Origin of the sequence: Actinoalloteichus caeruleus DSM 43889 (assembly GCF_000429185.2) — a bacterium.
Lineage (GTDB): Bacteria > Actinomycetota > Actinomycetes > Mycobacteriales > Pseudonocardiaceae > Actinoalloteichus_B > Actinoalloteichus_B caeruleus.
The window spans coordinates 627,069-650,755 of the sequence record NZ_AUBJ02000001.1 but is presented as its reverse complement, the minus strand read 5'-3'; the positions used below and the strand labels follow the sequence as shown (position 1 = coordinate 650,755).

Here is a 23,687-nt window from a genome sequence, read left to right as displayed (position 1 = left end):
GTCAACCGCACTCGCGTTGGACCTGGTCCCGGAACCCGTTGCACCGGCGTTCGCGTTACCGCCGGCAGCCAGTTGAGCCTCGACCGAAGGTCAGTGTGGCGGGTGGCTTGACCTTGTCGCTGATGTCAGGGTTCTAACGTGCCGTCATGCCCGACGACATCCAGGACTGGAACCGCCGAATCGTGTCGGAGTTCCGATCGAACGCCGGCTTCGTGCGGTGGAGCACCGAGAAAGACCTGGCTGAGGGACGTCCGATCCCACCTCCGCTGCCCAGCTTCGATCCGAGGCAGAGCGTCCCGATCATCCTCGTCAACCACATCGGTGCGGTGACCGGCCGTCGACGCACGAGCCCGCTGATGTACCAGGCGGTGCGCGACGCGTTCGCTGTCTTCGCTACCTTCGGCGGGAGCCCGCGACCACCAGCCTGGTACCACAACATCGTGCGGAACCCCGAGGTAGTCGTCGAGGTCGGCTCCGACGTCACGGGGGCCATCGCCCGTGTGGTCCAGGGGGAGGAGCGCGAGGACATCTGGGTCGAGCAGGCTCGCCTCGTCCCCGCATTCGCCGACTTCGAGAAGACCGCCCGCCGGCGGATCCCGGTCGTCGTCCTCGACCCGATCCCAAGCCCGGCCGCCATGCGAGCCCACGGAGCATCGTGATCGCGGCGACGAGGCTGTCCGTGACCGAGCAGAATGGAGCGCATGGTTTCAGCTGTCGACCAGCGCGACTGGCTACGTATCGGCGAGCTCGCGCGCCGCACGGCCACCAGCACCCGCTCCCTGCGCTACTACGAGCAACGCGGGCTGATCGTCTCCGACCGTGAACACAACGGTTACCGCCGCTACGCCCCCGACGTCGTGCCTGTGGTCAACAACATCCGCCGTCTGCTCAACGCCGGGCTCTCCATCGATGACATCAAGCAGTTCGGCTCCTGTGTTCGCTCGCCCAGCCTCGACGCGACCCCCTGCGCGCCGGCGCTCGAGGTCTACGAACAACGCCTGAAGATCCTGCGAACCAGGATCGACACCCTCCAGCACCTTCACGCCGCACTTGCCGAACAGACCGAACACCTCCGCGCTCAGCTACCCTCCTAGCTCGCCTGGCACCAGGTGAGTAAGACGAGAGACTCCCAACGGGGGAGATCGAGCTCAACGCAGAAGCAGCCGACGCACCACCGCTTCGGTGCGGTCACAGCGCGGACTGAGCCGTCCGCACGCAGCGGCCACGCGAGGTGCGTTCACGACCTGCCCGGCGGTGAGTCGGCTACGGCCTTTCGCCGATTCGAGGTTCAGGCGGCTACCCCCGCCTCGATCAGCAGGGCGTCCCGGTTGGCCAGGATGAACTCCTTCAACGCGGTCGGTTCCAAGTCGATCGACGCGAGATCAGCTCCCCGAAGGTCAACCCAGTCAAGGGCATACCCGCCGCGCGACAGGTCGCTGAACTCCGGGCAGCTCCGGACCGACTCGTCCAGGGCGACCAGCCGCGCCACAAAGAAATGCGCCGAGTACACCGCGCACACCCGGGGAACCAGGTTCTACAACCGCGGCATCCCCGACGGCTACGGCTGGGAAGGCTTCTTCGGACTCAAGCCCACCACCGAGTTGGAGGAGGCGACCCGGCGTTACCGCTACGACGCGATCTTCGTGCTCGATCCGCTGGACACCTTCGAGGACCCCGACGACATTGTCTGGGCCAAGGACCGCGAGATCCGCCGCGTCCACGCGCTGATCGTGCAGGGCTACTACGACGCCGGCTACGAACCGGTGTTCGTCGCCCCCGACTCCGCCACCGCCAGATTGGACTTCATCTGCGCCAACCTGCGCCTGCCCAAACCGAGCCGAGGAGCGTGAACTCGTTCAGCCGCAACGGGACCTCATCGCTGTTGATCTCGCCGAACAGCGTCCTGGCCAACGCCCTGCTGCGCACCATCGACCTCCTGCGGCCCCGGCAACTACCTCGCCGGCCTGAACATCCCCGCCACCGCGGGCTTCGGCGTCGACTACGTCGGCCTACACGGCACCGACGAACGAATCCGCCTGAACACCATCCCCACCATCCAGGCGATCTACCACGCCGCCGTACTCGCGCTCCTGCGTCCGTCGCCCGACCATGCGCGGTTTGGACAACGAACAGTGAGACGGTCGTGCCGCGCCGATGGCTCGCTACACGGGCGAGTACCACTGAGAAAACCCAGGACTCATCACGAACCCGGTTACGCTCCCCGGGCTGGCCACAATGTAATTCCGAAAACCTCCGTGCGTTCGTTCGCCTTGGTAACCGTCTCTTCAGTAAGGGACAAAGGGTTGGAATGAAGTGCCCGATAGACGGTTTTCCCACGCCAGGGCAAACGGAAGGAGATATCTGTTGGGGATGGCATGATACAGGTGAGTATCACGCAACCCGATGGGGATTCGAACACCCCCCACGAACCCGGCGTCAGGCCTATGCGGTTTGCGCCCAGCGGAGCCCCGACTATGTCAACAACCACCCTTGGCTCGTGGTAATTTGCCGGACTTCTGAAATAAATTCCCCTCTCGCAGACTTCCATGATGGGCGGCACCGTGTCGGGTTCCCGGTGGAACGTAGTCCCCAGATCGCAACTGCTGTCCATGAGCATGAATCCGAAATACTCGACACGCACTACGCTTTCGATCCGGTGCAATCGAACTCCCACGAGGTGAAGACAGGGACGTGGACCGTATAGCCACACCCGGCCGGGCATTGATTATGCTACTACCACGGAAAATGGATCGCCACCTAGTCTGTGGTCACACACCTTACCAGCCCGAAAAACCACACTGGACAACTCACCGCATGATGCTGAAGACGCCTCCCCCAAGGGCTCGAGTTGAGGGACCGACGACCACCGTCCAAACGAGCCCGGCCGTAGTCGCCGATCGAGCCCGAAGGTGACCTTCGGATGAGGAGCAGAGTGAATGGCTGACCCGCTGGAGGACCTGAAGGACAAGGCACGTGCCCACGTGTGGGACCGCCTGGCGGCGGCCGCGGCCGTGCACGACCCCGACGTGCACGGCCGGATCCCGAACTTCATCTCCGCTGGGGCCGCCGCCGACCGCCTCGCGGAACTGCCCGTGTGGAAGTCCGCCCACGTCATCAAGACCGTGCCCGACAAGGCCCAGCGTGCCGTGCGCGCTCGCGCTCTCCGGGACGGCAAGCTCGTGTACATGGCTGTTCCGAAGCTGGCGCGGGAACGCCCCTTCTGCCTGCTCGACCCCGCACAACTCGAGGTGCCCCCAGAACAGGCAGCCGACAGCCACCGTGCCATCGCCCTCGCCCCCACGGTGGACGTGGACGAGGTCCGGCCCGTCGACCTGGTGGTCTGCGGCAGTGTCGCGGTGAACCGGCGTGGGGTCCGACTGGGCAAGGGAGCAGGTTATTCGGACCTGGAGGTGGCGCTGCTGCGGGAAGCGGGGCGGATCGGCCCCGAAACCGTGATCGCGACCACCGTGCATGCCCTCCAGGTCGTCGACGAGGACCTTCCCGAGTCGGACCACGACTTCAGCGTGGACCTGATCGCCACCCCCGAGCAGGTGATCGAATGCGGCCCGAGGCGACTCCCGGCGGGCCTGATGTGGGAGCGGCTTCCCGCCGAGAAGATCGCCGCCATCCCGGTGCTGCGACGGCGCGCCTCGGACCGACGGAGCCGCCCCGCTGGCCCGGGCGACGGACACCGACCGGGCCACGGATGAGAACGCCCATGACCGACGAGGAGAAGCGTGTCGGCTCCCTGGCCGAGGGGAACGTGACGCAGGCGCGCAAGCGCATCGCGGTTGGCCCGCTGAGCCGCGACGAAGCTGGTCGTCCTGTGCTGGGAGCGAGACGGGGGGCCTACCCCGTTCGTACGACTCCGGGAATCCACACCAACAGAAAATCACAGAACGGTAACGAGCTAACATCAGTGCAGGTCGGGAAGGGTCTGCCCCGCGCGAGCGGGGGTGAGCCGCGGTTCGCTACTGACCTGCCGAGGATGACGCAGTCTGCCCCGCGCGAGCGGGGGTGAGCCGATTCGGGAGGACCTCCCGTAAGAGGAACTGACGTCTGCCCCGCGCGAGCGGGGGTGAGCCGACATCCCGCGAGGCCGCCGTCGCGGACATCCGGTCTGCCCCGCGCGAGCGGGGGTGAGCCGACATCCCGCGAGGCCGCCGTCGCGGACATCCGGTCTGCCCCGCGCGAGCGGGGGTGAGCCGACATCCCGCGAGGCCGCCGTCGCGGACATCCGGTCTGCCCCGCGCGAGCGGGGGTGAGCCGGCGCTGCATCACTCGCACGACGTTCGGCATGAGTCTGCCCCGCGCGAGCGGGGGTGAGCCGGGCTCCACCGGCTTCCGGGAGTGCGGGGCGTCCGACGGGCTCCGGCCTGAGCGTGCGCCGCCAGCGAAGCTCGCGTGCGGACGAAACCTGGTCGCTGGTCGGGCTCAGGGCTCGGGCGCCCTCCCCCACTCCCCAACACGGGGTCCACGTGGTCGATCAGGACGTCACTTCCCGGTCCCTTCTGGCCGCCCAGAGCAGGACGGGCACCAGCAGGAGGGCGAGGAGGCCGCCGGCGAGGGAGAGGACTTCGTAGCCGCCGGTCGCCATCACCACACCGGACATCGCGCCGCCGCCCGCTCCGGCGAGGGAGACGAGCACGTCAATGCTCCCCTGGGTTCGCGGCCGGTTCTCCGGGACGGTCGCGTCGACGACCAGCGCGGTGCCCGAGATCAGCCCGAAGTTCCACCCTAGCCCGAGCAGGACCAGTGCGAGGATCAGCGGGCCGAGCGAGTCCCCTGGGGCGAGCGCGGCGACCACTCCGGCGGCCAGGAGGGTCACTCCCGAGGCGGCCGCCATCCGGGTTCTGCCCACCCTGTCGACCAACATCCCGGTGACCAGTGAAGGCAGGTACATCGCCCCCACGTGCAGGCCGATGACGAGCCCCACGGCGGAGAGGTCGTGGTGGTGGGCGCGCATGTGCACCGGGGTCATCGTCATGATCGCGACCATGGCGATCTGGGTGAGGACCATGACGGCCGCCCCCACGTAAGCGCCCACCCGTGGTTTCGGCACCCCTGGCGACCTCGTGTCGTCCCGCGCGCGTTCGGCCTCGTGGAGGGCGCGGGCGAGCAGGTACGGGTCCGGGCGCAGCAGGACGAACAGGACGAGCCCGGCCACCGGGTAGGCGACGGCGGCGAGGAGGAACGGCCCGGCCAGCCCGGGAAGCCCCAGGGTCGTCGCGAACCGTCCGAGCGGGTCGACGAGGTTCGGGCCGGCGACCGCGCCGAGCGTGGTGGACACCATCGCCACGCTGATCGCCGCTCCCCGGCGGGACGGGGGTGCGAGGTCGGTGCCGGCGTACCGGGCCTGGAGGTTGGTCGCGGTGCCGGAGCCGTAGACGAACAGGGACACGAACAGCAGTGGAACGGAGCCGGTGGCCGAGGCGACGACCACCCCGGCCGCGCCGAGCCCGCCGGCGGCGAACCCGAGGCCCGCGCCGACGCGGCGGCCCCACCGCTGGACGCACCGCCCGACCAGGAAGGCGGCCAGTGCGGACCCAAGGGTGAACAACGCGGCCGGCAGACCGGCCAGCCGGTCCGAGCCCAGCATCTCCTCGGCCAGCAGTGCTCCGACGGTGACACCCGCTGCCAGCCCGGCGCCGCCGAGGACCTGGCTGGCGACCACGGCCCGGAGCGTGCGCCGGTGCACCTGGTGGCGGTCCGCTTCCCCCGGTAACGGCGCCGTCGCGCTGTCCTGGGCCTCCGGAACTGTCACCGTCGATCTCCTCCTTCGGGTGGCATCCGACGACGCCGCTGGTTCCCGTCCGTCCCGTTCCGCCGGCCCCCACCGGGAACCGGCTCGTCAGGAGCGGGGCTCCTCACCCGACTTCGACGCCGCTCCGGTCCGGGCGAGGACCGTCCCACGGCTGGTTCCTCGAAGACGGGGCGGGCTTCTCGGGTGGCGGTGCGATGAGGACATCGGTGGTGGTCGGGGCGCGGCGGCGCTGACGAGCGCGACGGAGGATCCCGGCGCGACGTACTGGTCGGGAGGGACGCGAAGGCGTAGGGCGGTGAGGAGCCGGGGTGCTGGATCAGCGGTCGCGTGCACCGGTACAGCCTCGCGTGCCGGGCGGTCGCCTGCGAGTGGCGGGAAGGACGACATGTGTCAGGATTCGGCCATGCGTGGTGATCCGGGGTCGCGGGAACGGCATGGGGAACCGCACCGGGTGGTGGTGTTGGCGATCGACGAGGTGGTCGGGTACGACCTGTCGATCCCGCCGCAGATCTTCGGCGCGGCGAAGCGCGGTGAGCGGGACCTGTACGACGTGCGGGTCTGCGGGGTGGATCGCCGACCGGTCCGGGTGGAGTCGGGGTACACGGCGGTGCTGGACCACGGTCCCGAAGCGTTGGAGGACGCCCAGACGGTGATCGTCCCGGGTACGCGGGCGAGGGGGCCGAGGGTGGACGGGGTCCTCACTCCCGAGATCGCCGAGGCGCTGGCACGGATTCCTCCTGGTGCCAGGATCATGTCGATCTGCACGGGCGCTTTCGTGTTGGCCGCGGCGGGTCTGCTCGACGGGCGGCGCGCCGCCACGCACTGGGCGCACGTCGACGCCTTCCGCCGGCTCCACCCCCGGGTGGAGCTGGACGAGGACGTGCTCTTCGTCGACGACGGGGACGTGCTGACCTCAGCGGGGTTGGGGGCGGGCGTGGATCTGTGCCTGCACGTCGTTCGTTCCGACCACGGCACGGCCGTGAGCAACCTGGCCGCGCGCTCCTGCGTCGTCCCGCCCTGGCGGGAGGGCGGGCAGTCGCAGTTCATCGAACGCCCGTTGCCGGAGACCGGGGAGGGCAGCACGGCGGCCACCCAGGAGTGGGCGTCGCGCCGCCTCGCGGACCCGCTGGACGTGGCCGCGCTGGCCGAACACGCCTCGATGAGCGTGCGCACCTTCAGCCGCCGGTTCCGGGCGGAGACCGGGCTTCCGCCGGGGGCCTGGTTGATCCAGCAGCGGGTCTCGCATGCGCGGCAGTTGTTGGAGACGACGAGCCTTCCGGTGGACCGGGTCGCCGCCGAGGCCGGTCTGGGGAGTGCCGCGTCGTTGCGCGCGCACCTGAACGCGGCCATCGGCGTCAGTCCGCTGGCCTACCGCCGCACCTTCACTCCCCCAGCCGGCACGACCCGCTGATCCGCCGGTCAGGGATCCCGCGCGTTCCCGCGCCGGCCGCCGGCGCCGGCGGTTCGCGGGTGGGGGCGCGGTGGGGTTGTGCTCGGCGTCGCCGTACCGAGGCGGTGGGTGGAGGCGGTGCCGTCCCTCCGGCTGGCGGCCTGGGTCGCGCGACGGGGTGTGGGGCGCCGGTGTCGGGAGGAGGTGTCCTTCCTGGCGGGTTCGCCTCGTGGATGCCTGGTAGCGCGACCGGGCGAGGTCACGTCCCCAGGTCTCCCGGGCCCGGTGTCGCCGCGGCCCGCCTCCGCCTGCCCCGTGTGCCGCCGTCGGTGAGCCGGAGGGGTCGGCGTTCCCGTGGATCACGTCGAGGGTGTCGGTGGACCGTGCGCCCGGAGCGCGGTCACCCGTCGACCGGTCCTGGTTGGTGGGAGGACCGCCCCTGACATCGTGCCCGCCCCGGGGGGGGTGGGCACGGGACGCGGCGGGGGGTGCCTCACCAGGTGCTGTAGCCGCCGTCGGCGACGAGGACGTGTCCGGTGACCGCGCTGGCCTCGGTGGAGGCGAGGAAACGGACCGCCTGGGCGATCTCGACCGGTTCGGCCAGCCGTCCCTGTGGGATGTGGCTCCGCCAGCCGGCCACCACCTCGGGGTTCTCGCTGCCGACGGCCTTGAGGATGTCGGTGTTGGTGTAGCCGGGGGCGACCGCGTTGACCCGGATGCCCTCCGGTGCCCATTCGGCGGCGAGCGAGCGGGTCAGCGCGATGACACCGGCCTTGGTGGCGTCGTAGCCGATGTGCGGGTCGGCTCGGGGGGCGCGGAGCGCCGCCACCGAGGACACGTTGACGATCGCCCCTCCCCTGCCACGCATTCGCCGGCCGAACTCCCTGGCCGTATAGAACGGTCCGGAGAGGTTCACGGCGAGGGTGCGGTTCCAGGTGTCGTCGTCGTAGTCGAAGCTGGCGGCGCCCAGGACGATGCCGGCGTTGTTGACCAGGACGTCGACCCGGCCGTGTTCGGCGACGACCTGGTCGGCGAGGGCGGCGACCTCGGCGGAGCGGGTGACGTCCAGCGGTCGGGCCAGGACGGTGGCCCCGGTGGCGGCGTTGATCTCGGTGGCGGTGGTGGTGGCGGTGTCGGCCCGGATGTCGGTGACGACGACGGTCGCGCCCTGTTCGGCGAAGGACCGCGCGATGGCCGCGCCGATGCCCTGGCCGGCTCCCGTGACCACCACGACGTTCCCGTCGAACCGTGCTGTCATCGCCCGCTCCTCCCGGAATGGATCTTCGTGAGGAGCACGGTAACCGTCTCGCGCCGTGGAAGGGCTGCGACGGGTGGGCCTTCCCGCGTGGGCGGCGCCGGGCGGTGGGCGTCGGGTTCCGGTGCGTGGCCGCTCCGGGTGGCTGGTCCCGTCGGAAATCACCGGCGGGACCGCTGACGGTGGGGAGACCGCCGGCTCCACTGCGGACTCGGTCCGGGCAGGGGGCGACCAGCACCGGGCGCGATGCTCACCGCTCACCCGGGGTGGGGAGGAACCGCCGGGTGGGCCACTGCTCGCACCGGTAGGCGCTGTCCCAGAACAGCCACTCGTACTCGGAGGCGCGGGTGAAGGCCCTCGTCATGGCGGCCCGTTCGGCGGCGCCGGCCGACGCGGCCGCGCGGTCCACGGCCTGCCGGCAGCGGGCGACGGCCCGCCCGAACTCCTCGTCCGCGTAGGTGTCGATCCACGCCTGGTAGGGGTGGTCGGTGATCCGGGGCGGCCCGGTGCGCTGGCGGCGGACGATGTCGGTGCCGACCTCGTGGTAGACCCAGAAGCAGGGCAGCAGGCCGGCCACCAGTTCACCGAACGAGCCGGTGGTGGCCAGCGCGGCCAGGTACGAGGTGTAGGCGAGGCACGTCGGGGAGGTCTCGATGCGGTCCAGGTCGTCCTGGCCCAGCCCGTAGCGGGCGAAGTAGCCGGCGTGGAGTGCGCGTTCCACCTCGATGGCCTCCCGGGCGGCTCCGGCGAGGAAGGCGACGTCGTCGACGTCCGGTGCGCGGGCCGCGGCGACGGCCAGTGCCCGTCCGAACCCCACCAGGTACCGGGCGTCCTGGGCGAGGTAGAAGTGGAAACGGTCCCGGGAGAGGGTGCCCTCGGCGAGTTCGACGTTGAACGGGAGCAGCGTCATCTCCCGTTGCAGGGCGGCGGTCTCGTTCCACAGGCGCGCGGAGAATCCGGTCATACCCGGCACGCTGCCAGGCCTCGCCGTTCCTGTCATCCGAGCGTCTCGATGACCTGGGTGGATTCGAGGAGGCGGGGCGCCGGGATCTCGGAGGCGCGCCGTCGGTGGCTCGGCGTTCACACGGCGGTGGGCCCGCGTCCCCCCGGTGTCCGGTCGGCTCCGCCGAAGGCGGCCCCGGGAGGTGGCCGTTCGGCGGTTCCCGGGTGTGGCCCGCCCGGGCAGGGTCTGGAGGAGTAGCACCGCTGACGAAGGGAACCACCCGAATGCGCGCGACCGTCCGGGGACTTCTGCTGGCCGCCGCCGTGGGCGGCGCCGTGGTGTCCGTTGCTCCCGCCGTCTCGGCGGCCACGATCCCGGCGGACGTCTGTTCCCCGGCGTCGGTCGTCGAGGTGGCGAGCTGCACCCCCTACTGGAAGCAGAGCGAGGGGCACAGCAGCAAGAGCTTCTGCGACTGGGCGGGCAGCAGCGGTGCCCAGGCGGGGCGGTGGACGGGGTGGAACTGTTCCCAGGCCCTGAACGGGTGGGAGCTGTGGGTGCGCACCTGCACCGCCCGAGCCGGGGAGACGCCCGCCAGCCGGGAGGAGTCGACCGTCTGATCCGGACGGTCCGGCGGGCGAATGGCCTTCCCGCCGGGGCGGGCTCGCGCGGACCGGGGAGGGCCGTGGCGACTCGGGGCTCAGCCGCGGGACCGCGTGGTCGCCTGACGGGAGACCCGGCGTGGGTGTTCCGGTGGCACGCTGAGACCTACCCGTCGTGCTGACCTCGTGCCGCTTCCCGCCGCGCAGGTCACGCCACAGGGGGTGGGCAACGGCCTGCTGGCGGCGCGGCTGACCGCTGCGGAGCGGAGTCGTCGCCCCGGGGTCGGCCGCCCGTGCTCGGTGCCCGTCAGCCGCGACGGGACCGCCGCGACCTGGACCTCGGCCGCTGTGACCACCGGTGCCTCCGCCCTGACGTCCTCGGCCGTTCTCTGGAGCGGGCCCGTTCCGCCAGCAGGTCAGGACGATGACCGGGAGGCGTGACCCCGTGCGCGGTTGGGCAGCGACGGATCGGGCTGGCGACGGGAGTCGACGTCCGTGTCGAGGCTGGTCCGGGTCGGGGGTTGGGGGTGCGAGCTCGGTCCGCTCTCCCCCTGGCCGCTGCGCGACCAGTGGTACGACCAGCGGCGGCGCCAGCGGGCGACCCGCTCCCGGGGAGGGACCGCCGGTGGAGTGGTCCTGGGGACAGGCGCCCAACCGGGAGTGGCGGCGTGGGCTGGAGTCGGGTGACGGGCGACGGCTGGGCCCGTCGGTGCCGGTCCTCCGGGGAGACGCTTCATACGCCGATGGCGGCCGGTGAATCCTGGTCCTCCTCGGGGGCCGCGTCGATGATGGCGGTCAGGAGTTCCACCGACGTGCTGAGGTCCTCGATGCGGTTTCGCATGCGGGCACGTGCCTCGGCGAGTTCCTCGACCATCTCGGCACAGGTCGGAGTGGGGACGCTTCCCGCGCCGCCCTCGTCGAAGCAGTGCAGGACCTCGGCGATGTGCTGGGTGTTCAACCCGGCGGAGATCAGTGTCTGGATCCGCGCGACGAGCGCGACGTCGCCGTCGGCGAACTCGCGGTAGCCGCTGGGCCGGCGTCGTGGGCGCAGGAGTCCCTGTTCCTCGTAGTAGCGCAGCGCGCGCACGCTCACACCCGCACGGCGTGACAACTCACCGATCCTCACGGTCGCTCGTCCTCCTTGACTCTCACGTCCACGTCAGACTCTACCGTCCTCGCGTGCTCCGGTTGGGGCATCGGATGGCGGTCCGGGCGGGTGGCGCGGACCGGGCCCCCGGCGAGTGATGGAGGAGAGCGGTGGACGGAACGGGCACGCGCGGACTGGGGCGGCGGGAATGGGCGGCGTTGGCCGTCCTGTCCCTACCGACCCTGGTGCTGGCGATGGACATCACCGTGCTGCACCTGGCGGTACCGGCCCTCAGCGCGGACCTGGACCCCACCGGCACGCAGCTGCTCTGGATACTCGATGTCTACGGCTTCGTGGTGGCCGGCTTCCTGCTGGTGATGGGCGCGCTGGGCGACAGGATCGGCCGACGGCGGCTGCTGATGGTCGGTGCCGCGGCCTTCGCGGTGGTCTCGGTGTTGGCGGCTTTCTCATCCAGCGCCGAGCTGCTCATCGCCGCACGGGCCCTGCTGGGGGTCGCGGGTGCCACCCTGATGCCGTCGACGCTGGCCGTCCTGACCGACGTGTTCCGGACTCCGGCGAGGCGCACCTTCGCGGTGGCGGTGTGGATGACGGCTTTCACCTCGGGTGAGGCGGTGGGTCCGCTCGTGGGCGGGCTCGTCCTGGAATTCCTCTGGTGGGGCGCGGTCTTCCTCGTTGGCGTCCCGGTGATGGTGCTGCTGCTGGTCGTCGGCCCTTTCGTGCTCCCGGAGAGTGCGGAACGGTTGCCGGGGCGCTTCGACCTGGCTTCCGCGACGGCGCTGCTGGCCTCGGTGCTGTCGTTCGTCTACGGCGTCAAGGAACTGGCCAGCCGGGGCGGCTGGGAGCCGCTGGGATGGATCGCGGCGGGCCTGGTCCTGGGTTGCCTGTTCGGGTGGCGTCAGCTGAGGACGCGGGACCCGTTGCTGGACCTGCGGCTGTTCCGCCGTGCGCCGTTCAGCGCGGGGTTCGTCGCCCAACTGCTCGCGGTGGCCGCGATGGCGGGAAGTCAGTTGCTCGTCATGCAGTACCTCCAGTCGGTCCTCGGCCTCTCCCCCTTCGAGGCCGGGCTGTGGACGTTGCCGTCGGTGCTGCTGGGAATCGGCGCGACGTTGCTCGCGCCGAGGCTGGTCCGCCACTCCTCAGCGGCGCCGGTCGTGGCGACTGGCCTGTTCGCGGCGGCGGTTGGGGCGACAGCCCTGGCCGTGACCTCACACCACCTGGACCTTGGCTGGACGGTGCTGGCGTTCACCGTCCTCTACGTCGGTGTCACGCCAACCCTCGCGCTGATGACCGATCTGATCGTTGGTTCGGCGCCTCGCGGGCGGGCCGGCATGGCCGCCGGTGTCGCGGAGAGCGGCGCGGAGTTCGGCCTGGCCGGCGGGATGGCGTTCATCGGGACGGTGGCCTCGGCGACGTACTCGTCCCGCGTGTTGTCCGACGCCTCGGGCGGTGTGGCCGTCGAGCACCTCCAGGAGGCGTCGCGGACGGTGGGCAACGCGGTGGCGCTCGCCCAGGACCTTCCCCCGGAGGTCGGCACGTCGCTGCTCGACGCGGCGCGGATGGCCTTCGCTGACGGGATGCGCCTGGCGGCCACGGTGAGCGCGGTCCTCCTGGTGATCGGGGGTGCGCTGGCACTCCGCTTCCTCCGGCCAGCCCGGTCCACGACTCCCGGCGACCACGCCGCTGGCGCGCGGGCCGAGTGAGTGGGCACCGGGGCGGCGGGTGCGCCGAGCGGGTGGTGGGTGGTGCGCTGCCACGCCGGGTACGCGCGCCGGGGCGGTCGCCGCGGCGCGAGGGGCGAACCGGTTTCCGGACGACCAGCTTCAGTCCTCGATGCGATGCCGGGGGACCCGTGGCTGAGGAACGGGAGGCGCGGCTGACCGGGCGGGCGCCGCTGCCACGTCGGCGCCCGCTCCGGGCGTCAGAGGGTGTCCAGGGCGCGGCGCAGTTCCTCCATCCGCTGGGCGAATCCCTCATGGTCTCCGAAGTGGACGGCGACCGCCTCCGCTCCGGCTTCCCGGTAGGCGAGCAGGTCGTCGACCGTCCGCTCGACGGGCCCGCCACCGTCCCACCCGATCCGCAGGGTGGGCGTGACGTGGCGGTCGCCGGCGAGGGCCGCGAGGGCGGAGGCACGCTCGGCGAACACCGGCGGCGAGGTGGGCAGGCCCTGCCAGCTGTCCCCGTGGCGCGCGGCCCGGCGCAGGGCGGCGTCGCTGTTGCCGCCCACCATCAGTGGGACGGGACCCGCCGGCACCGGTTCGAAGACGCCGACGTCGAAGGAGTACCGCCGTCCCCGGTAGGGCGCGGCGCCGCCGGCGAGGAGGTGCCGGAGCAGGTCCAGGGTGTCGTCGGTGATCGCTCCCCGCCGGGGGTACTCGGCGCCGACGGCCTGGAACTCCTGCTCGTTCCACCCCACGCCGACGCCGAGGACGAACCGTCCCTCCGAGAGGTGGTGCAGTGTCGCGACCTGTTTGGCCAGCACGAACGGGTCCCGCAGTGGCACGACGAGGACCGAGGTGCCCAGCCGGAGCCGTCGGGTGGCGGCGCTGAGGTGGCCGATCGTCACCAACGGCTCGTACACGCCGCCGAAGACGGCCCCGTACTCGTCGGGCGGCAGGATGTGGTCGGGGAGCCAGGCGGTGTCGTAGTCGAGGTCCTCGGCGGCACGTGCCAGTTCCGCGATCCGCCGCGCGGGCATGGTCGGTGACTCGTCGGGCAGGACGACCTCAAGTCTCATGGGGAGGGACAACGATCCGCCTCGGCCGGGTATTCCGCTGTTCGCGCGGGGTGGCGGGAGCTGGGTGGTCCGGTTGGCCGGGACCGACTGGACCGTTGGGGTGAGGACGGTGCACCGGCCGCGCCCGGAGAGGGTGCGGGACAACGTCTCCGGCGGCGGGGCGATGTTCCGCGACCCGGTGGTCGGGCACCGCCGGATAGGTTCACAGTGGAGAACAGGACGACGGAGGGTGGTGCCGCATGACGAATGGTGGGCAGGCGGAGCGGGAACCGGTGGTGTTGACGGTCGGGCTGCGACCCGACGCGGTGGACCTGTCGGGGCACCCGGACCTCGACCACGAGGCCCTGGCGGCCAGGATCGCGTCGGGGCAGGAAGCGCTGAGACGGGAGGGCATCGACAACACCACCTGCCTGGTCAGCGCTGACCCGGAGGAGGCCGAGCGGCGGATCCGCGAGGAGGTGGCGGGGCGCCACTTCGACCTGGTGGTGATCGGTGGGGGCGTGCGGTTGGATCCCGAGCAGACCGTGCTCTTCGAACGGATCCTGAACCTGCTGATCGACCTCGTTCCTGGGGTCAGGTTCTGCTTCAACACCTCCCCGGAGACGACGCTGGACGCGATCCGCCGCTGGTCGCCCCAGCCCAGGTAGGGGTCACGGGGGCCGCTCGGACGTCCGCCCGACCGAGCGACGCGGTCAGCCGGGTGGCCCCCCGAGGAGCACGATCACGGCCTGGGTCCGCCCGGTGACGCCCAGCTTGTGGTAGATCACGTAGAGGTGGTTCTTCACGGTGCGTTCCGAGATGCCCAACACCTGGGCGATCGTGCGGTTGGGCATTCCCCGGACGAGTAGATCCGCCACCTCCCGTTCGCGGTCGGTCAGCCGTGCCCAGCGGACCCGCTCGGGTCCGACGCGGTGGGGGCCGTCGATGGCGTCGCGGCACCGCACGAGTTCCCGGACCTGGGCCAGGAGGCGGCACGCCTCCTCCTGGTGGAGTTCGGCGAGCCGGACCAGTTCGGCCACGCCCAGGGCGCGGGGCCCGGTGTCCTCGGACGGCGACGGGTTCATGCGCGAGGCTCCTTCCCGGTGGGGCGGGCGGCGGGGAGTACCGACGCGGAGCGTGCCGGGACGGGGCGGGTAACGGTGCGGCTCTCCCCGGCCGGTGGGCGGGGTTCACCGGGGTTCGGATGGCCCGGCCGACCCGGGTGGGAGGTCGAGGAGGTCCGGCACGGCGTCGAGGTCGGCCACGGCCTGGTCGACCAGCGCGTGCTCCCCGCCGGCGAGTCCGCGCAGCGCCTCCGGGGTGAGCAGGCCCTCGGTGAGGTAGAAGTCGGCGTGGCGGAGCAGGACTTTCGAGGCGTGCAGGGCGCCGAGGGTCGCGGCCAGTCGGGCGGCGCGGGCCGGGACGGACCGGTCCGGCGGGGCGAGGGCGGATTCCACCAGCAGGGTGGCCGCGTGGGCTTCGGCGAGGTCCACGCCGAGCGGGCTCCGATCGTTCCACGCGTCGAACCCGGACTGGCCGTGTCGCCGTGCCACCCCCAGCTCGCTGGTCAACCGCTCGTGCAGCGACCGTTCCCGGGCGGCGACCAGCGCCGTCCAGGAGGTCGGGGTGGTCGGGGCCCGGTGGGGCCCTGCGCGGGCGGTGGCGCGTAGTGGTCTCCCCCGGCGAGGGCACGCGCCGCTTCCAGGGTGATCAGGTAGCCGTCCCCGGCCGCCGGGCCCAGCATGTGCGCGAGCCCCTGGTACTCCACCCACCGGCCGGGGCGGAACATGCCGTGCGCCCCGCACCGCAGTCCGCACTCGCCGATGACCCGCGCGGCCAGGGCGCTGGCGGTGGCCTTGACCAGCCCGCAGGTGCGGTTCAGCCCGGGTCCGGGCCGCCAGGCGGGGTCGTCCGCGTCGGCCCGCGCTCCCCCGGACCAGGCGGTCTTGACCCGGTCCACCAGTCGGGTCAACGCGTAGGAGTCGGCCAGCGCGAGGGCGAGGGGACGCCGGTGGGCGCGGTGGTCGAGGACCGGCCGTTCGACGGTGAGGGGTGAGGCGGTGGTCCGGTGCCGGTTGTGGCGGAGCGCGTTGACGACGCTCGCCCTGGTCACGGCGGCCAGGGCCGCCGCCGAGGCGACCCAGGCGCCATGCCGGATGTCGAGGGACCGGCGGAGACGCCGTTGTCCGCCGCCGAGGGGATCCTGCGGCACACCGGCGTCGTCGAGGTGGGCGTCGTCGGAGAGCAGCGCGTCCCGGGGCAGCCGCAGGGCGTCGAACTGGATGAGGGCGTAGTCCAGGGGTAGCAGCGGCGCCTCGGGGAGTGGGACCACGTGGACGCCCTCGGGGGTGCCCTCGGCAGTGCGGATGGGCGCGACGAAGGGGAACACGCCGTGGTCCCGCCCGCCCCCGCGGAGCCGTGCGTAGACGACTCCGGTCTTCGGCACTCCGGGCAGCCCCACGTTCGGCATGAACTTCCTGGCGGTCTCGTCGGGTGTGGTGAGCACGAAACCCCCGGTGGCGGGGTCGTGGTCGGCGACGGTGCGGATGCCGAGGTGGCTGTTGCCCCGCCCGACCTCGGTGACCAGCAGGGCGCCGAAGGCGCGCATCTCGTCGAGGTCGCGCACGTGCCGCCGTGCCCGGTCCCCGCCGAACTCGACGACGGCGCCCAGGCTCAGGCACACGTGGAGGGTGAGGGCGAGGAACAGCGGGGGGTCGGTGACGGCGGCCCACTCCAAGGCCATGAACAGCCGGCGCGGTCGTGCCAGGAGTTCACTGCCCGGGGGCAGGTGCTCGCCGACGACCCGCAGCCGGTCGTAGGTCAGGGCGCAGCGCCGCTGGTGGTCCAGTCCTGGGCGGTCGTGGAAGACCTCGTGCTGGGACAACGCGACCAGCAGTGCCCGGAACTCGGGGTCATCCTCGATCCGCATCGCGGCTCTCCTCCCTGTGGGTCCTCCTCGGCGTGGACACTCCCCGCACCAGCGCCAGTGGGCGGCCGTCCGCGCCGAAGGCGGCCGCTCCCCCTCCCGTGGTGGCGTGGACGCGCACGCCGTCGGGGTGCGCGTCGAGCAGCGCGGTGTCGTTGGCCTCGGTGCGCACCTCGATCCGGTCGACGCCGGCCGGGACGGGTAGGCCGGTGCCCTCGCCGGGCACGCGGTCGGCGAGGAGGCAGCACTGGAGGAGGGCGTCGAGGAGCAGCACGGGCAGGCGCAGTCCGGCGAGGCGTTCGGCCCACGGGTCGAGGTGGGGCCGGAACGTGGCCGCCGCCCACCCGGGTCCGGTGTGGACGTCGGTGAGGGAGGCGAAGGGCGGGTCGAGCGCGACGGGGCCCTCCCCTCCGTACCGGAACCGGGTCGCGGTGCCCACGGCAGCCGGCGGCGTGGTCGTCGCGGGCTGGGGAGCGTGGTCGGCGGTGCCGATCGTGGCCTCGGCGTGCAGCCGGTCCCGCCGCAGGACCTGCCCGTGGGCGACGACGTCGGCGCGCAGTCGGACCCGGAGGCCGTCGCCGGTCCGGTCCACCCGCACCGCGACGGCGCGGCCGGTCGTGGCGGGGAGGGTGAGGGGCGCGGGAACCGCAGGTTGGTGATGACGAGCGGGTGCCCGGCCGGGTGGGGGCGGCCGGTCGCGGCGAGCGCGATCTCGGCGACCCAGGCTCCGGGCAGGGTGGGCGCGCCGTGCAGCCGGTGCCGGCGGAAGTAGTCGTCGAGTTCCGGGTCGAACCGCCACATCAGGGGGCCGTCCCCGTCCGGGGCCACCTCGACGGTGTGGCGGCGGCTGGTGGCGAGCAGCCGGCGTTCGGCGGTGCCCAGGTGGGTGACCAGGGGCGTGGGCAGGCCGCGTCGGAGCTCGTCGAGGACCAGGTCGGTGCCCTCCTGGTCGGACACCCCGGTGAGCGCGCCCTGCCGACGGAGGAGGCCGAGGACGACGGGTTCGGCGGCGAAACCCGACTCGTCCCACAGGGGTGAGGCGATGGTGGTCTCACCGCCGTCGAGGCAGGCCGCGCGCCACAGGGCGGTGGCGTTGAGCACGTCGTTGGCGGCGCAGTAGTCGGCCTCCCCCGGCCAACCGAGGACCGCCAGCAGGGATCCGAGGTTGAGCCAACGGGCCGGGGGGTGCTCGGCGAAGGCGGCGCGCAGGTTCAGGTAGGCGAGGAGTTTGGTGTCGCGGACGGCGCGGGCGGTGCGCGGGGAGGTGGTGGCGACGCGTCCTCCGCTGTGGCGGCCGGCGGCGTTGAGGAGCAGGTCGACCCCTCCGTGCGCGGCGAGGACGCGTCGCACGGCATCCCTGGTCTGGTCGGGGTCGGTGAGGTCGCAGGAGACGAAGTGGACGCGGCCGCCGGGGAGGTGGTCGGCCAGCTCGCGGACGGTGCGGGCGGTGGTGGCGGCGGCGACGAGCCGGTCGCGCTCGGCGACGAGCCTGGCCACCGGCGCGGTGGGTTCCTCGTCACGGCGCCGGGTGAGGAACGCGGCCCGGTCGGGTGGGGCGGCGCCGCCGGGGGCGTTGCGGCCGAACAGGTACACGGCGGCCGGCGCGGTCTCGACGGCCAGCCGCGTGAGCAGCCGCGCGGTGAGGCCCCGGGTGCCGCCGGCGGCCACGATCACCCCGCCGGGTGGCAGGGCGCCGCCGGCGGGGGCTGGTCCGGTGGCGGGCAGGAGCCGGTACTCCCGGCGCCGGCCGGCGGAGTGCGCGACGACCGCGAGGTCGTGGGCCCGGGCCGACTCCAGCGCGAGGAGGTCGAGGGCCGCGACCGGGTCCCGCGAGTCGGTGGCGACGGCGAACGCGGTCGCCCGCGGCATCTCCCTGGCCAGGGCCTTGACCAGCCCGGTGAAGGGGCCGGTTCCCGGGTGGAGGGCGTCGCCGCCGAGCGCGTCGGCCAGCAGTACCGCGTAGGAGGAGTTCGGCCGTCCGCGCCAGCGCCGCGCGGCGAGGAACGCCAGGTCGTGGGTGGCGCGGAGCTGGTCCAGGGTGGACAGGTCGGCCGGTGGGGCGTCGGTGGCGCCGACCCTGACGAGGACCCGCACGTGGTCGAAGGTCCGCGTCTCGGGGAGCAGACCGGCGAGTGCCTCGGTGGTGGGCTGGTCGCCGGCGGGCGCCGGCCGTGGGGCGACGACCACGGTGGCGTCCGCTGGCAACGCGGAACTGGGGACCAGGTCGGCGTGGGAGCACACCACCAGGCTTCCTCCGGGCAGCGCGGGCAGCGGGCGGCGCACCCGGCGGGGCGGGGCCACGTCGAGCTGGCAGGTCACCCTGGTCAGCGGGGCCCGGGGCGTCGGGCCGCCCGTCGCGGCTGGCTCGGTGTCCGGGGCGGGTACCGGGGGTGGTGCTGGTGGGTTCGGGCTGGTGACGTCGAGTCGCGGCCCCATCCCGGCCTGGGAGGAGATGGTGGTGGTTCCGCCACCTCGGCTCAGGTGAGCGACCAGCGCCACCAGCGGGTCGGCGCCCAGGTAGGTGCGACCGGAACCGGCCAAGGGTGGGTGTTGGCGGGGTGCGCCGCTCGGGTCGGCGGCGCCGAACCTCGTCCGCAGCCGGGCCAACGCTGGCAGTGCGTGGCTGCGTGCGGTGGACTCCCTGGCGAGGACCACCAGGAAGGCGCCCTCGGCCGGGGTGTCCGACTCCCCCGCCGATTCCAGCACGCGGCGCAGCTCCTCGGTGCTGTTGCCGTTGACCGCGCCCACCACGGCGAAGTCGAGGTCGCCGTGCCGCAGGTAGCGTTCGGCGGTGCGCAGGGCGTCGAGCGCGGAGTCCGGGCCGCCGTCGACGGTCACGGCCAGTCCCCGGAAGTTCCGGTCCGAGGCGAGCCGCGAGGCGATGATGTTGGGCATGATGCCGGGGAAGGAGTCCTCGGTGGCGGCGGGGACCAGTGCGCGCACCTCGTGGCCGAGCCGGTCGAGGGCGTCGTCGCGTTCGCGGGCCGAGTGGTCGGGGCAGCCGGCCAGTGCGCGGTCCACGTCGCCCAGGTAGCAGCGCAGGGCGTGGTGCACGGCTCGGCGGGTGGGCCCCAGGTGGCCGATGACCACTCCGGTGGTGTCGCCGGCGGTGTCGAGGGCCGCCTGGACGGGTGTGGGCAGCGCGGCCGCCGCTCGGAGCACCATGATCTGGGTGCGGTCCATTCCGCGCAGCGTGGCCGGGGGCAGCCGGACCTCCCGCCACCCGGGGAGCGGGTAGTCCTCCCCGAAGGTCGTGGCGGGTGGGGAGCCGGTGCCCCGCAGCCAGGCGTCGCCGTGGTCGCCGGGCAGGTCGCTGGCCCAGCCGAGGACCACGATGTCCTCCGGTGGTGGGGGCACGGCCCGCCTGTCCTCGGCGTCCTCGGCGTCCTCGGCGAGGATCAGGTGGGAGTCGGTGCCGCCGAACCCGAAGGAGGAGACGGCGACCCGGCGGACGCCGTCCCTCCCGGCGGCCAGCGCCCGGTCGGAGCTGGCGGCGGGCGGGTGGAAGCGGCTGTCGCGGACGGCGTCGATGGGGTCGACCAGGTAGGGCTGCGCGGGTGCCTCGCCCCGGGCGAGACCGGTGAGCGCCTGGCACACCGAGACCACGCCGGCGGCCCAACCGGTGTGGCCGACCACCGCCTTGTTGGAGGACAGCAGCGCGGAGCCGCCGTCCCCGGCGACCTCCCGGAGAGCGGCCAGTTCGGTGCTGTCCCCCGCCCGGGTGCCGGTGGCGTGGGCGATGACCCAGCCGACGTCCGCCGGGTCGACCCGGGCGGCCCGGTAGGCACGGCGCAGGGCGAGGGCCTGCCCGGCGGCGTTGGGCGCGTAGATGGCCTTGCCCCGCCCGTCCCCGGCCAGGCCCAACCCCTCGACGACGCCGAGGACCCGGTCCCCGTCCGCCCGCGCCCTGGCGAGGCGTTTCAACACCACCACCCCGGCACCGTCGGAGAACAGCACCCCGTCGGCGGCGCGGTCGAAGCAGCGGACGGTGCCCGAGCGGGACAGCCCCTGGAGCTTGGAGAACAACACGAGGTCACGCGCGGTGTAGGCGAAGGCACCACCGCACACGGCCAGGTCGACCTCGCCCGCGCGCAGTGCCTTCACCCCGAGGTCCAGGGCGTAGAGGGAGGAGGAGCAGGCGGTGTCGACCATGAGCACTTCGGTGTCGTCGGGCAGGATCCCGGTGACGGCGTTCCTGCCGACGCGGTGGGGCAGGAACTCGTGCGCTGGTTGGCCGAGCCGGTCGTAGCGGCGCCGGAGCGCCTGGACGACCGGGGCCGGGGTCCGGGGGCCGAGCCGGTGGAGGTACCCGGCCAGCACCAGGTGCGTCTCGAGGTCCTGGCTGCCGTCGGCGGTGTAGCCGAAGGCGGCGAGGCAGCGGTCCGCCACCCCCCGGCGCACCCCGTCCAGGGCGGTGTGCAGGCAGTGCCGCAGCCAGAGCGTCGTGGCCTCCCGCGACTGGTGCGAGCCGTCCGCGAGTTCGGCGGCCAGTCGGGGGTGGGGGCGGAAGTCGGTGATGAAGCCGGAACGCGGCGAGTAGGTGCGGTCCTCGGCGGCGGGGTCGTGGGAGTAGAAGGACTCGACGTCGAAGAGCACCGGCCGACGGAACACGTTCCGCCCGTCGGACAGCACGGTCCACAGTCGTTCCGGGTCGTTGGCCCCGGGGGTCACGACGCCGCTACCGACCACGGCGATCCGCGCGTCGTCGTCGGCGCGGGCCCGGGTGGTGGTGGGACGCGCGGTGCCCCCAGTCCGGGCTGGTGGTGTTCCGAGCGCGGCGTCCGCCCTGGCGGGCGGGTCGTGCCGGGGCGGCTCGGCCGGCGGCGGGGGCGCGGCGAGCGGTTCCGCGCCGAGGACGGCGGCGCCGAGGGAGAGCCCTCCGTCGGCGACGACGGTCTGCCCGGTGATCCAGGAGGCGGCGGGCGAGGCCAGGAAGACCACCAGTTCTGCCAGTTCCTCCTCCCGGCCCAGCCGCCGGCCCAACGGGGTGGCGGCGCGGACGCGGTCGGCGAGCCGGCGCGCGTCGGGGAACAGGCCGGCCACGGTGCCGTCGAGCAGGCCTCCCGAGGCGGTGTTGACGCGGATGCCGTGCGGGGCGAACTCCACGGCCAGGTAGCGGGTCAGCGCTTCGACGGCGGCCTTCGTGGTACCCACCGTCGCGTAGTTCCCGATCACCTGGGAGGCGCCGATCGAGGACAGGTTCACGATGGAACCGCCGCCGCGACGCGCGATCAGCGGCGCGGCCCGGTTCGAACACCGCAGGGTGCCCCGCAGGTTGGTGTCCACCGCCCGCTGCCAGTGCGTGTCGTGCAGCTGGTCCAGGGGTAGCAACGCTCCCGACGCCGCGTTGTTGACCAGCACGTCCACGCCGCCGTGGCGGCGCTCCACCTCGTCGAACAGGCGCTCGACCTGGTCGGGACGGGCCACGGAGGCGCGTAGCGCCTCCACCGAGGCCCCGGCGGCGGTCAGCTCCTCGACCAGGCGCGGTGCCTCCGCCGTGGCGTGGAAGTAGTTGACGACGACGTGCGCGCCTCGGCGGGCGAAGGCCGAGGAGATCGCCCGGCCGACACCTCGTGCTCCTCCGGTGACGACCACGACCCGGTCGGCGAACTCCGTGGCGGCGGCGCTCACCGGCGTGCCTTGGCGGCGGCGACGTGGTCGGCGACGTGCCGCAGGGTGGGCAGTTCCCAGACCGGGAGCTCCGCGGCCCCGGCGGGCAGGCCGAACCGGTCCGCGACCCGGCCCAGGAGGGAGGTCTGCTTCAACGAGTCCACCCCGAGTTCGGCCTCCAGCAGCGCGTCCTCGGTGAGCAGCTCGGGCGGGTACTCCAGGGTCTCGGCGTAGAGCGCTCGAAGCTCCACCACCAGGTGTTCCCGGTCCGGAGCGGCGCCGACCGGGGGCGGGACCCGGCCGGGCGGAGCGGCGGCGGGGCGGACGTCCGTCGGCTCCGGTTCCCGCGCCGGGGCGGGGTGGGACGGGACCGGCTCCTCCTCGGCCTGGATCGGTGTGGCGCGCGGCCGGGCCACGGAGGTGAGCGCGGCGCGCAGGCCGGCGTCCTCCTCCTCGGGGTCGAGGAGCGGGGCGGTGGTGCGCACCCCGGGAACGGTGTGTTCGACGCACCTGGTCAACGTGTTGAGGGCCCCGCTCTCGACGTAGGTCGTGTAGCCCCTGGAGTGCAGGGACCGCACGGTGTCGGTGAACCGCACCGGCAGTACCAGGCACTCGGCCAATGCCTGTTTGAGGTCGTCGTCGTCGGTGTACCGGCGGCCGTGGACGGGCGAGTGGACGGCCGCTTGGAGGGGGAGCTGCCGGGCGTCGGCCATCCTGGCCACGAAGTCGGCGACGGCGGGCCGCATCGTGGGGTGGTGGGAGGCGTAGGGCAGGTGCAGCCGGGCGTGGGGGACGTCGAGCACCTCGGCGAGTCGTTCCACTCGGTCCAGCGCGGTCGGGGGCCCGGCGAGGACGGTCTGCCGGGGTGCGTTCAGGCAGGCGACGACCAGCTCGGGTTCGTCGAGCACACCGGGGACGTGGCCGGCTGATTCCTGGTCCATGCCCACGGCGGTCATGGCGCCCCGGCCTTCCCAGGGGCGCAGCGCCGCGGCTCTGGCGCACACCAGGGTGACACCGTCGGCGAGGCTGAAGGCACCGGCCGCCACGAGCGCGGCCATCTCACCGAAGCTGTGGCCCACGAGCAGGTGAGGACGTGCTCCGCGTTCGGTGAGGACGCGGTGCACGGCGACGGAGATGCCGAAGATGGCGAGTTGGAGCACTTCGGCGGGTTCGGCGAGCAGCTGGCGGATCGATCGGGGTTCCCCGTCGAACAGCGTGGTCGACACCGGTGGCGCACCGGCCAGCACGGCGGCGGCGTCGATCTCCTGGAAGGTGGCGTCCACCTGGGGGTGGGAGCGCCGTGCCCGGCGGAGGGCGCCGGGCGAGTAGGCGCCGAGACCGGGGAAGAGGAAGACGGAGCGTTCGGACACGGCAAGTCC

17 protein-coding genes and 1 CRISPR repeat array are annotated in these 23,687 nt (G+C 72.9%); of the genes, 8 read left to right on the top strand and 9 right to left on the bottom strand.

All coding sequences use genetic code 11. The features are described from left to right. Positions 1-146: 146 nt before the first annotated feature. From G443_RS02560 to G443_RS02545, 4 genes are all read left to right on the top strand, one after another. Entirely contained in the window at positions 147-659 is a 513-nt protein-coding gene (locus G443_RS02560; RefSeq protein ID WP_026420587.1) for a nitroreductase/quinone reductase family protein, read from the top strand. A gap of 42 nt (positions 660-701) precedes the next feature. Then, positions 702-1,094 (top strand): MerR family transcriptional regulator, encoded by a 393-nt coding sequence (locus tag G443_RS02555; protein WP_035293198.1) that lies wholly within the window; start codon positions 702-704, stop codon positions 1,092-1,094. Positions 1,095-1,337: 243 nt separating this feature from the next. After that, entirely contained in the window at positions 1,338-1,850 is a 513-nt protein-coding gene (locus G443_RS02550) for an AAA family ATPase (RefSeq protein WP_081715735.1), read from the top strand. A 1,086-nt stretch (positions 1,851-2,936) separates the two neighbouring features. After that, positions 2,937-3,710 carry a 5-formyltetrahydrofolate cyclo-ligase gene (locus G443_RS02545; protein ID WP_051314379.1) on the top strand — a complete coding sequence of 258 codons (774 nt, stop codon included), beginning with the start codon at positions 2,937-2,939 and terminating at the stop codon, positions 3,708-3,710. Positions 3,711-3,935: 225 nt separating this feature from the next. After that, a CRISPR array of direct repeats spans positions 3,936-4,330; the repeat unit is 29 nt; unit sequence GTCTGCCCCGCGCGAGCGGGGGTGAGCCG. Positions 4,331-4,486: 156 nt separating this feature from the next. Here the strand turns inward: G443_RS02545 and G443_RS02540 are convergent. Further along, positions 4,487-5,764 (bottom strand): MFS transporter, encoded by a 1,278-nt coding sequence (locus G443_RS02540; protein ID WP_030106208.1) that lies wholly within the window; start codon positions 5,762-5,764, stop codon positions 4,487-4,489. 403 nt (positions 5,765-6,167) lie between these two features. Between G443_RS02540 and G443_RS02535 the strand changes: the two genes are divergently transcribed. After that, positions 6,168-7,175 (top strand): GlxA family transcriptional regulator, encoded by a 1,008-nt coding sequence (locus G443_RS02535; RefSeq protein ID WP_026420590.1) that lies wholly within the window; start codon positions 6,168-6,170, stop codon positions 7,173-7,175. Positions 7,176-7,647: 472 nt separating this feature from the next. Here G443_RS02535 and G443_RS02530 read toward each other — a convergent pair whose 3' ends face one another. Together G443_RS02530 and tenA are read right to left on the bottom strand one after the other, a co-directional pair. After that, positions 7,648-8,412 carry an SDR family NAD(P)-dependent oxidoreductase gene (locus G443_RS02530; protein WP_026420591.1) on the bottom strand — a complete coding sequence of 255 codons (765 nt, stop codon included), beginning with the start codon at positions 8,410-8,412 and terminating at the stop codon, positions 7,648-7,650. Between the two features lie 247 nt (positions 8,413-8,659). Continuing rightward, complete coding sequence (tenA, locus tag G443_RS02525; RefSeq protein WP_026420592.1) at positions 8,660-9,373, bottom strand: thiaminase II; 714 nt, start codon at positions 9,371-9,373, stop codon at positions 8,660-8,662. Between the two features lie 263 nt (positions 9,374-9,636). On the opposite strand from tenA, the gene G443_RS02520 reads away from it, so the two are divergent. Continuing rightward, entirely contained in the window at positions 9,637-9,969 is a 333-nt protein-coding gene (locus G443_RS02520; protein WP_030106203.1) for a hypothetical protein, read from the top strand. A gap of 715 nt (positions 9,970-10,684) precedes the next feature. Here G443_RS02520 and G443_RS02515 read toward each other — a convergent pair. Continuing rightward, a complete protein-coding gene (locus G443_RS02515) occupies positions 10,685-11,077 on the bottom strand; it encodes a MerR family transcriptional regulator (protein WP_026420595.1) in 393 nt (130 codons plus the stop codon). A 131-nt stretch (positions 11,078-11,208) separates the two neighbouring features. On the opposite strand from G443_RS02515, the gene G443_RS02510 reads away from it, so the two are divergent. After that, entirely contained in the window at positions 11,209-12,759 is a 1,551-nt protein-coding gene (locus tag G443_RS02510; protein WP_051314380.1) for an MFS transporter, read from the top strand. Between the two features lie 218 nt (positions 12,760-12,977). Here G443_RS02510 and G443_RS02505 read toward each other — a convergent pair whose 3' ends face one another. Then, on the bottom strand, positions 12,978-13,793 hold the full coding sequence (locus tag G443_RS02505; RefSeq protein ID WP_026420596.1) for a TIGR03619 family F420-dependent LLM class oxidoreductase: 816 nt from the start codon (positions 13,791-13,793) through the stop codon (positions 12,978-12,980). Between the two features lie 239 nt (positions 13,794-14,032). On the opposite strand from G443_RS02505, the gene G443_RS02500 reads away from it, so the two are divergent. Then, positions 14,033-14,440 (top strand): hypothetical protein, encoded by a 408-nt coding sequence (locus G443_RS02500; protein WP_051314381.1) that lies wholly within the window; start codon positions 14,033-14,035, stop codon positions 14,438-14,440. Positions 14,441-14,485: 45 nt separating this feature from the next. Here G443_RS02500 and G443_RS24810 read toward each other — a convergent pair whose 3' ends face one another. The 4 genes from G443_RS24810 to G443_RS02480 all read right to left on the bottom strand — a co-directional run bounded on the left by G443_RS24810 (position 14,486) and on the right by G443_RS02480 (position 23,678). Continuing rightward, the gene (locus tag G443_RS24810) at positions 14,486-14,857 is read right to left on the bottom strand and encodes a helix-turn-helix domain-containing protein (RefSeq protein ID WP_030106199.1); all 372 of its coding nucleotides are present in this window, start codon (positions 14,855-14,857) and stop codon (positions 14,486-14,488) included. Between the two features lie 105 nt (positions 14,858-14,962). Then, positions 14,963-15,343, bottom strand: a complete 381-nt coding sequence (locus G443_RS02490; RefSeq protein ID WP_253860102.1) for an acyl-CoA dehydrogenase — start codon at positions 15,341-15,343, stop codon at positions 14,963-14,965. Beyond that, positions 15,340-22,329 carry an SDR family oxidoreductase gene (locus G443_RS02485; RefSeq protein WP_253860101.1) on the bottom strand — a complete coding sequence of 2,330 codons (6,990 nt, stop codon included), beginning with the start codon at positions 22,327-22,329 and terminating at the stop codon, positions 15,340-15,342. Before G443_RS02485 ends, G443_RS02490 begins: the two co-directional genes overlap by 4 nt. Further along, positions 22,326-23,678: an acyltransferase domain-containing protein gene (locus G443_RS02480; protein ID WP_051314384.1), complete on the bottom strand. Its 1,353-nt coding sequence runs from the start codon at positions 23,676-23,678 to the stop codon at positions 22,326-22,328. The genes G443_RS02485 and G443_RS02480 overlap by 4 nt, the downstream gene beginning before the upstream one ends. Positions 23,679-23,687: the final 9 nt, after the last annotated feature.

Coding starts and splice junctions, on each gene's coding strand:
- G443_RS02560 (WP_026420587.1), top strand. CDS start 147: ATGCCCGACGACATCCAGGACTGGAACCGCCGAATCGTGTCGGAGTTC.
- G443_RS02555 (WP_035293198.1), top strand. CDS start 702: ATGGTTTCAGCTGTCGACCAGCGCGACTGGCTACGTATCGGCGAGCTC.
- G443_RS02550 (WP_081715735.1), top strand. CDS start 1,338: ATGAACTCCTTCAACGCGGTCGGTTCCAAGTCGATCGACGCGAGATCA.
- G443_RS02545 (WP_051314379.1), top strand. CDS start 2,937: ATGGCTGACCCGCTGGAGGACCTGAAGGACAAGGCACGTGCCCACGTG.
- G443_RS02535 (WP_026420590.1), top strand. CDS start 6,168: ATGCGTGGTGATCCGGGGTCGCGGGAACGGCATGGGGAACCGCACCGG.
- G443_RS02530 (WP_026420591.1), bottom strand. CDS start 8,412: ATGACAGCACGGTTCGACGGGAACGTCGTGGTGGTCACGGGAGCCGGC.
- tenA (WP_026420592.1), bottom strand. CDS start 9,373: ATGACCGGATTCTCCGCGCGCCTGTGGAACGAGACCGCCGCCCTGCAA.
- G443_RS02520 (WP_030106203.1), top strand. CDS start 9,637: ATGCGCGCGACCGTCCGGGGACTTCTGCTGGCCGCCGCCGTGGGCGGC.
- G443_RS02505 (WP_026420596.1), bottom strand. CDS start 13,793: ATGAGACTTGAGGTCGTCCTGCCCGACGAGTCACCGACCATGCCCGCG.
- G443_RS02500 (WP_051314381.1), top strand. CDS start 14,033: ATGACGAATGGTGGGCAGGCGGAGCGGGAACCGGTGGTGTTGACGGTC.
- G443_RS24810 (WP_030106199.1), bottom strand. CDS start 14,857: ATGAACCCGTCGCCGTCCGAGGACACCGGGCCCCGCGCCCTGGGCGTG.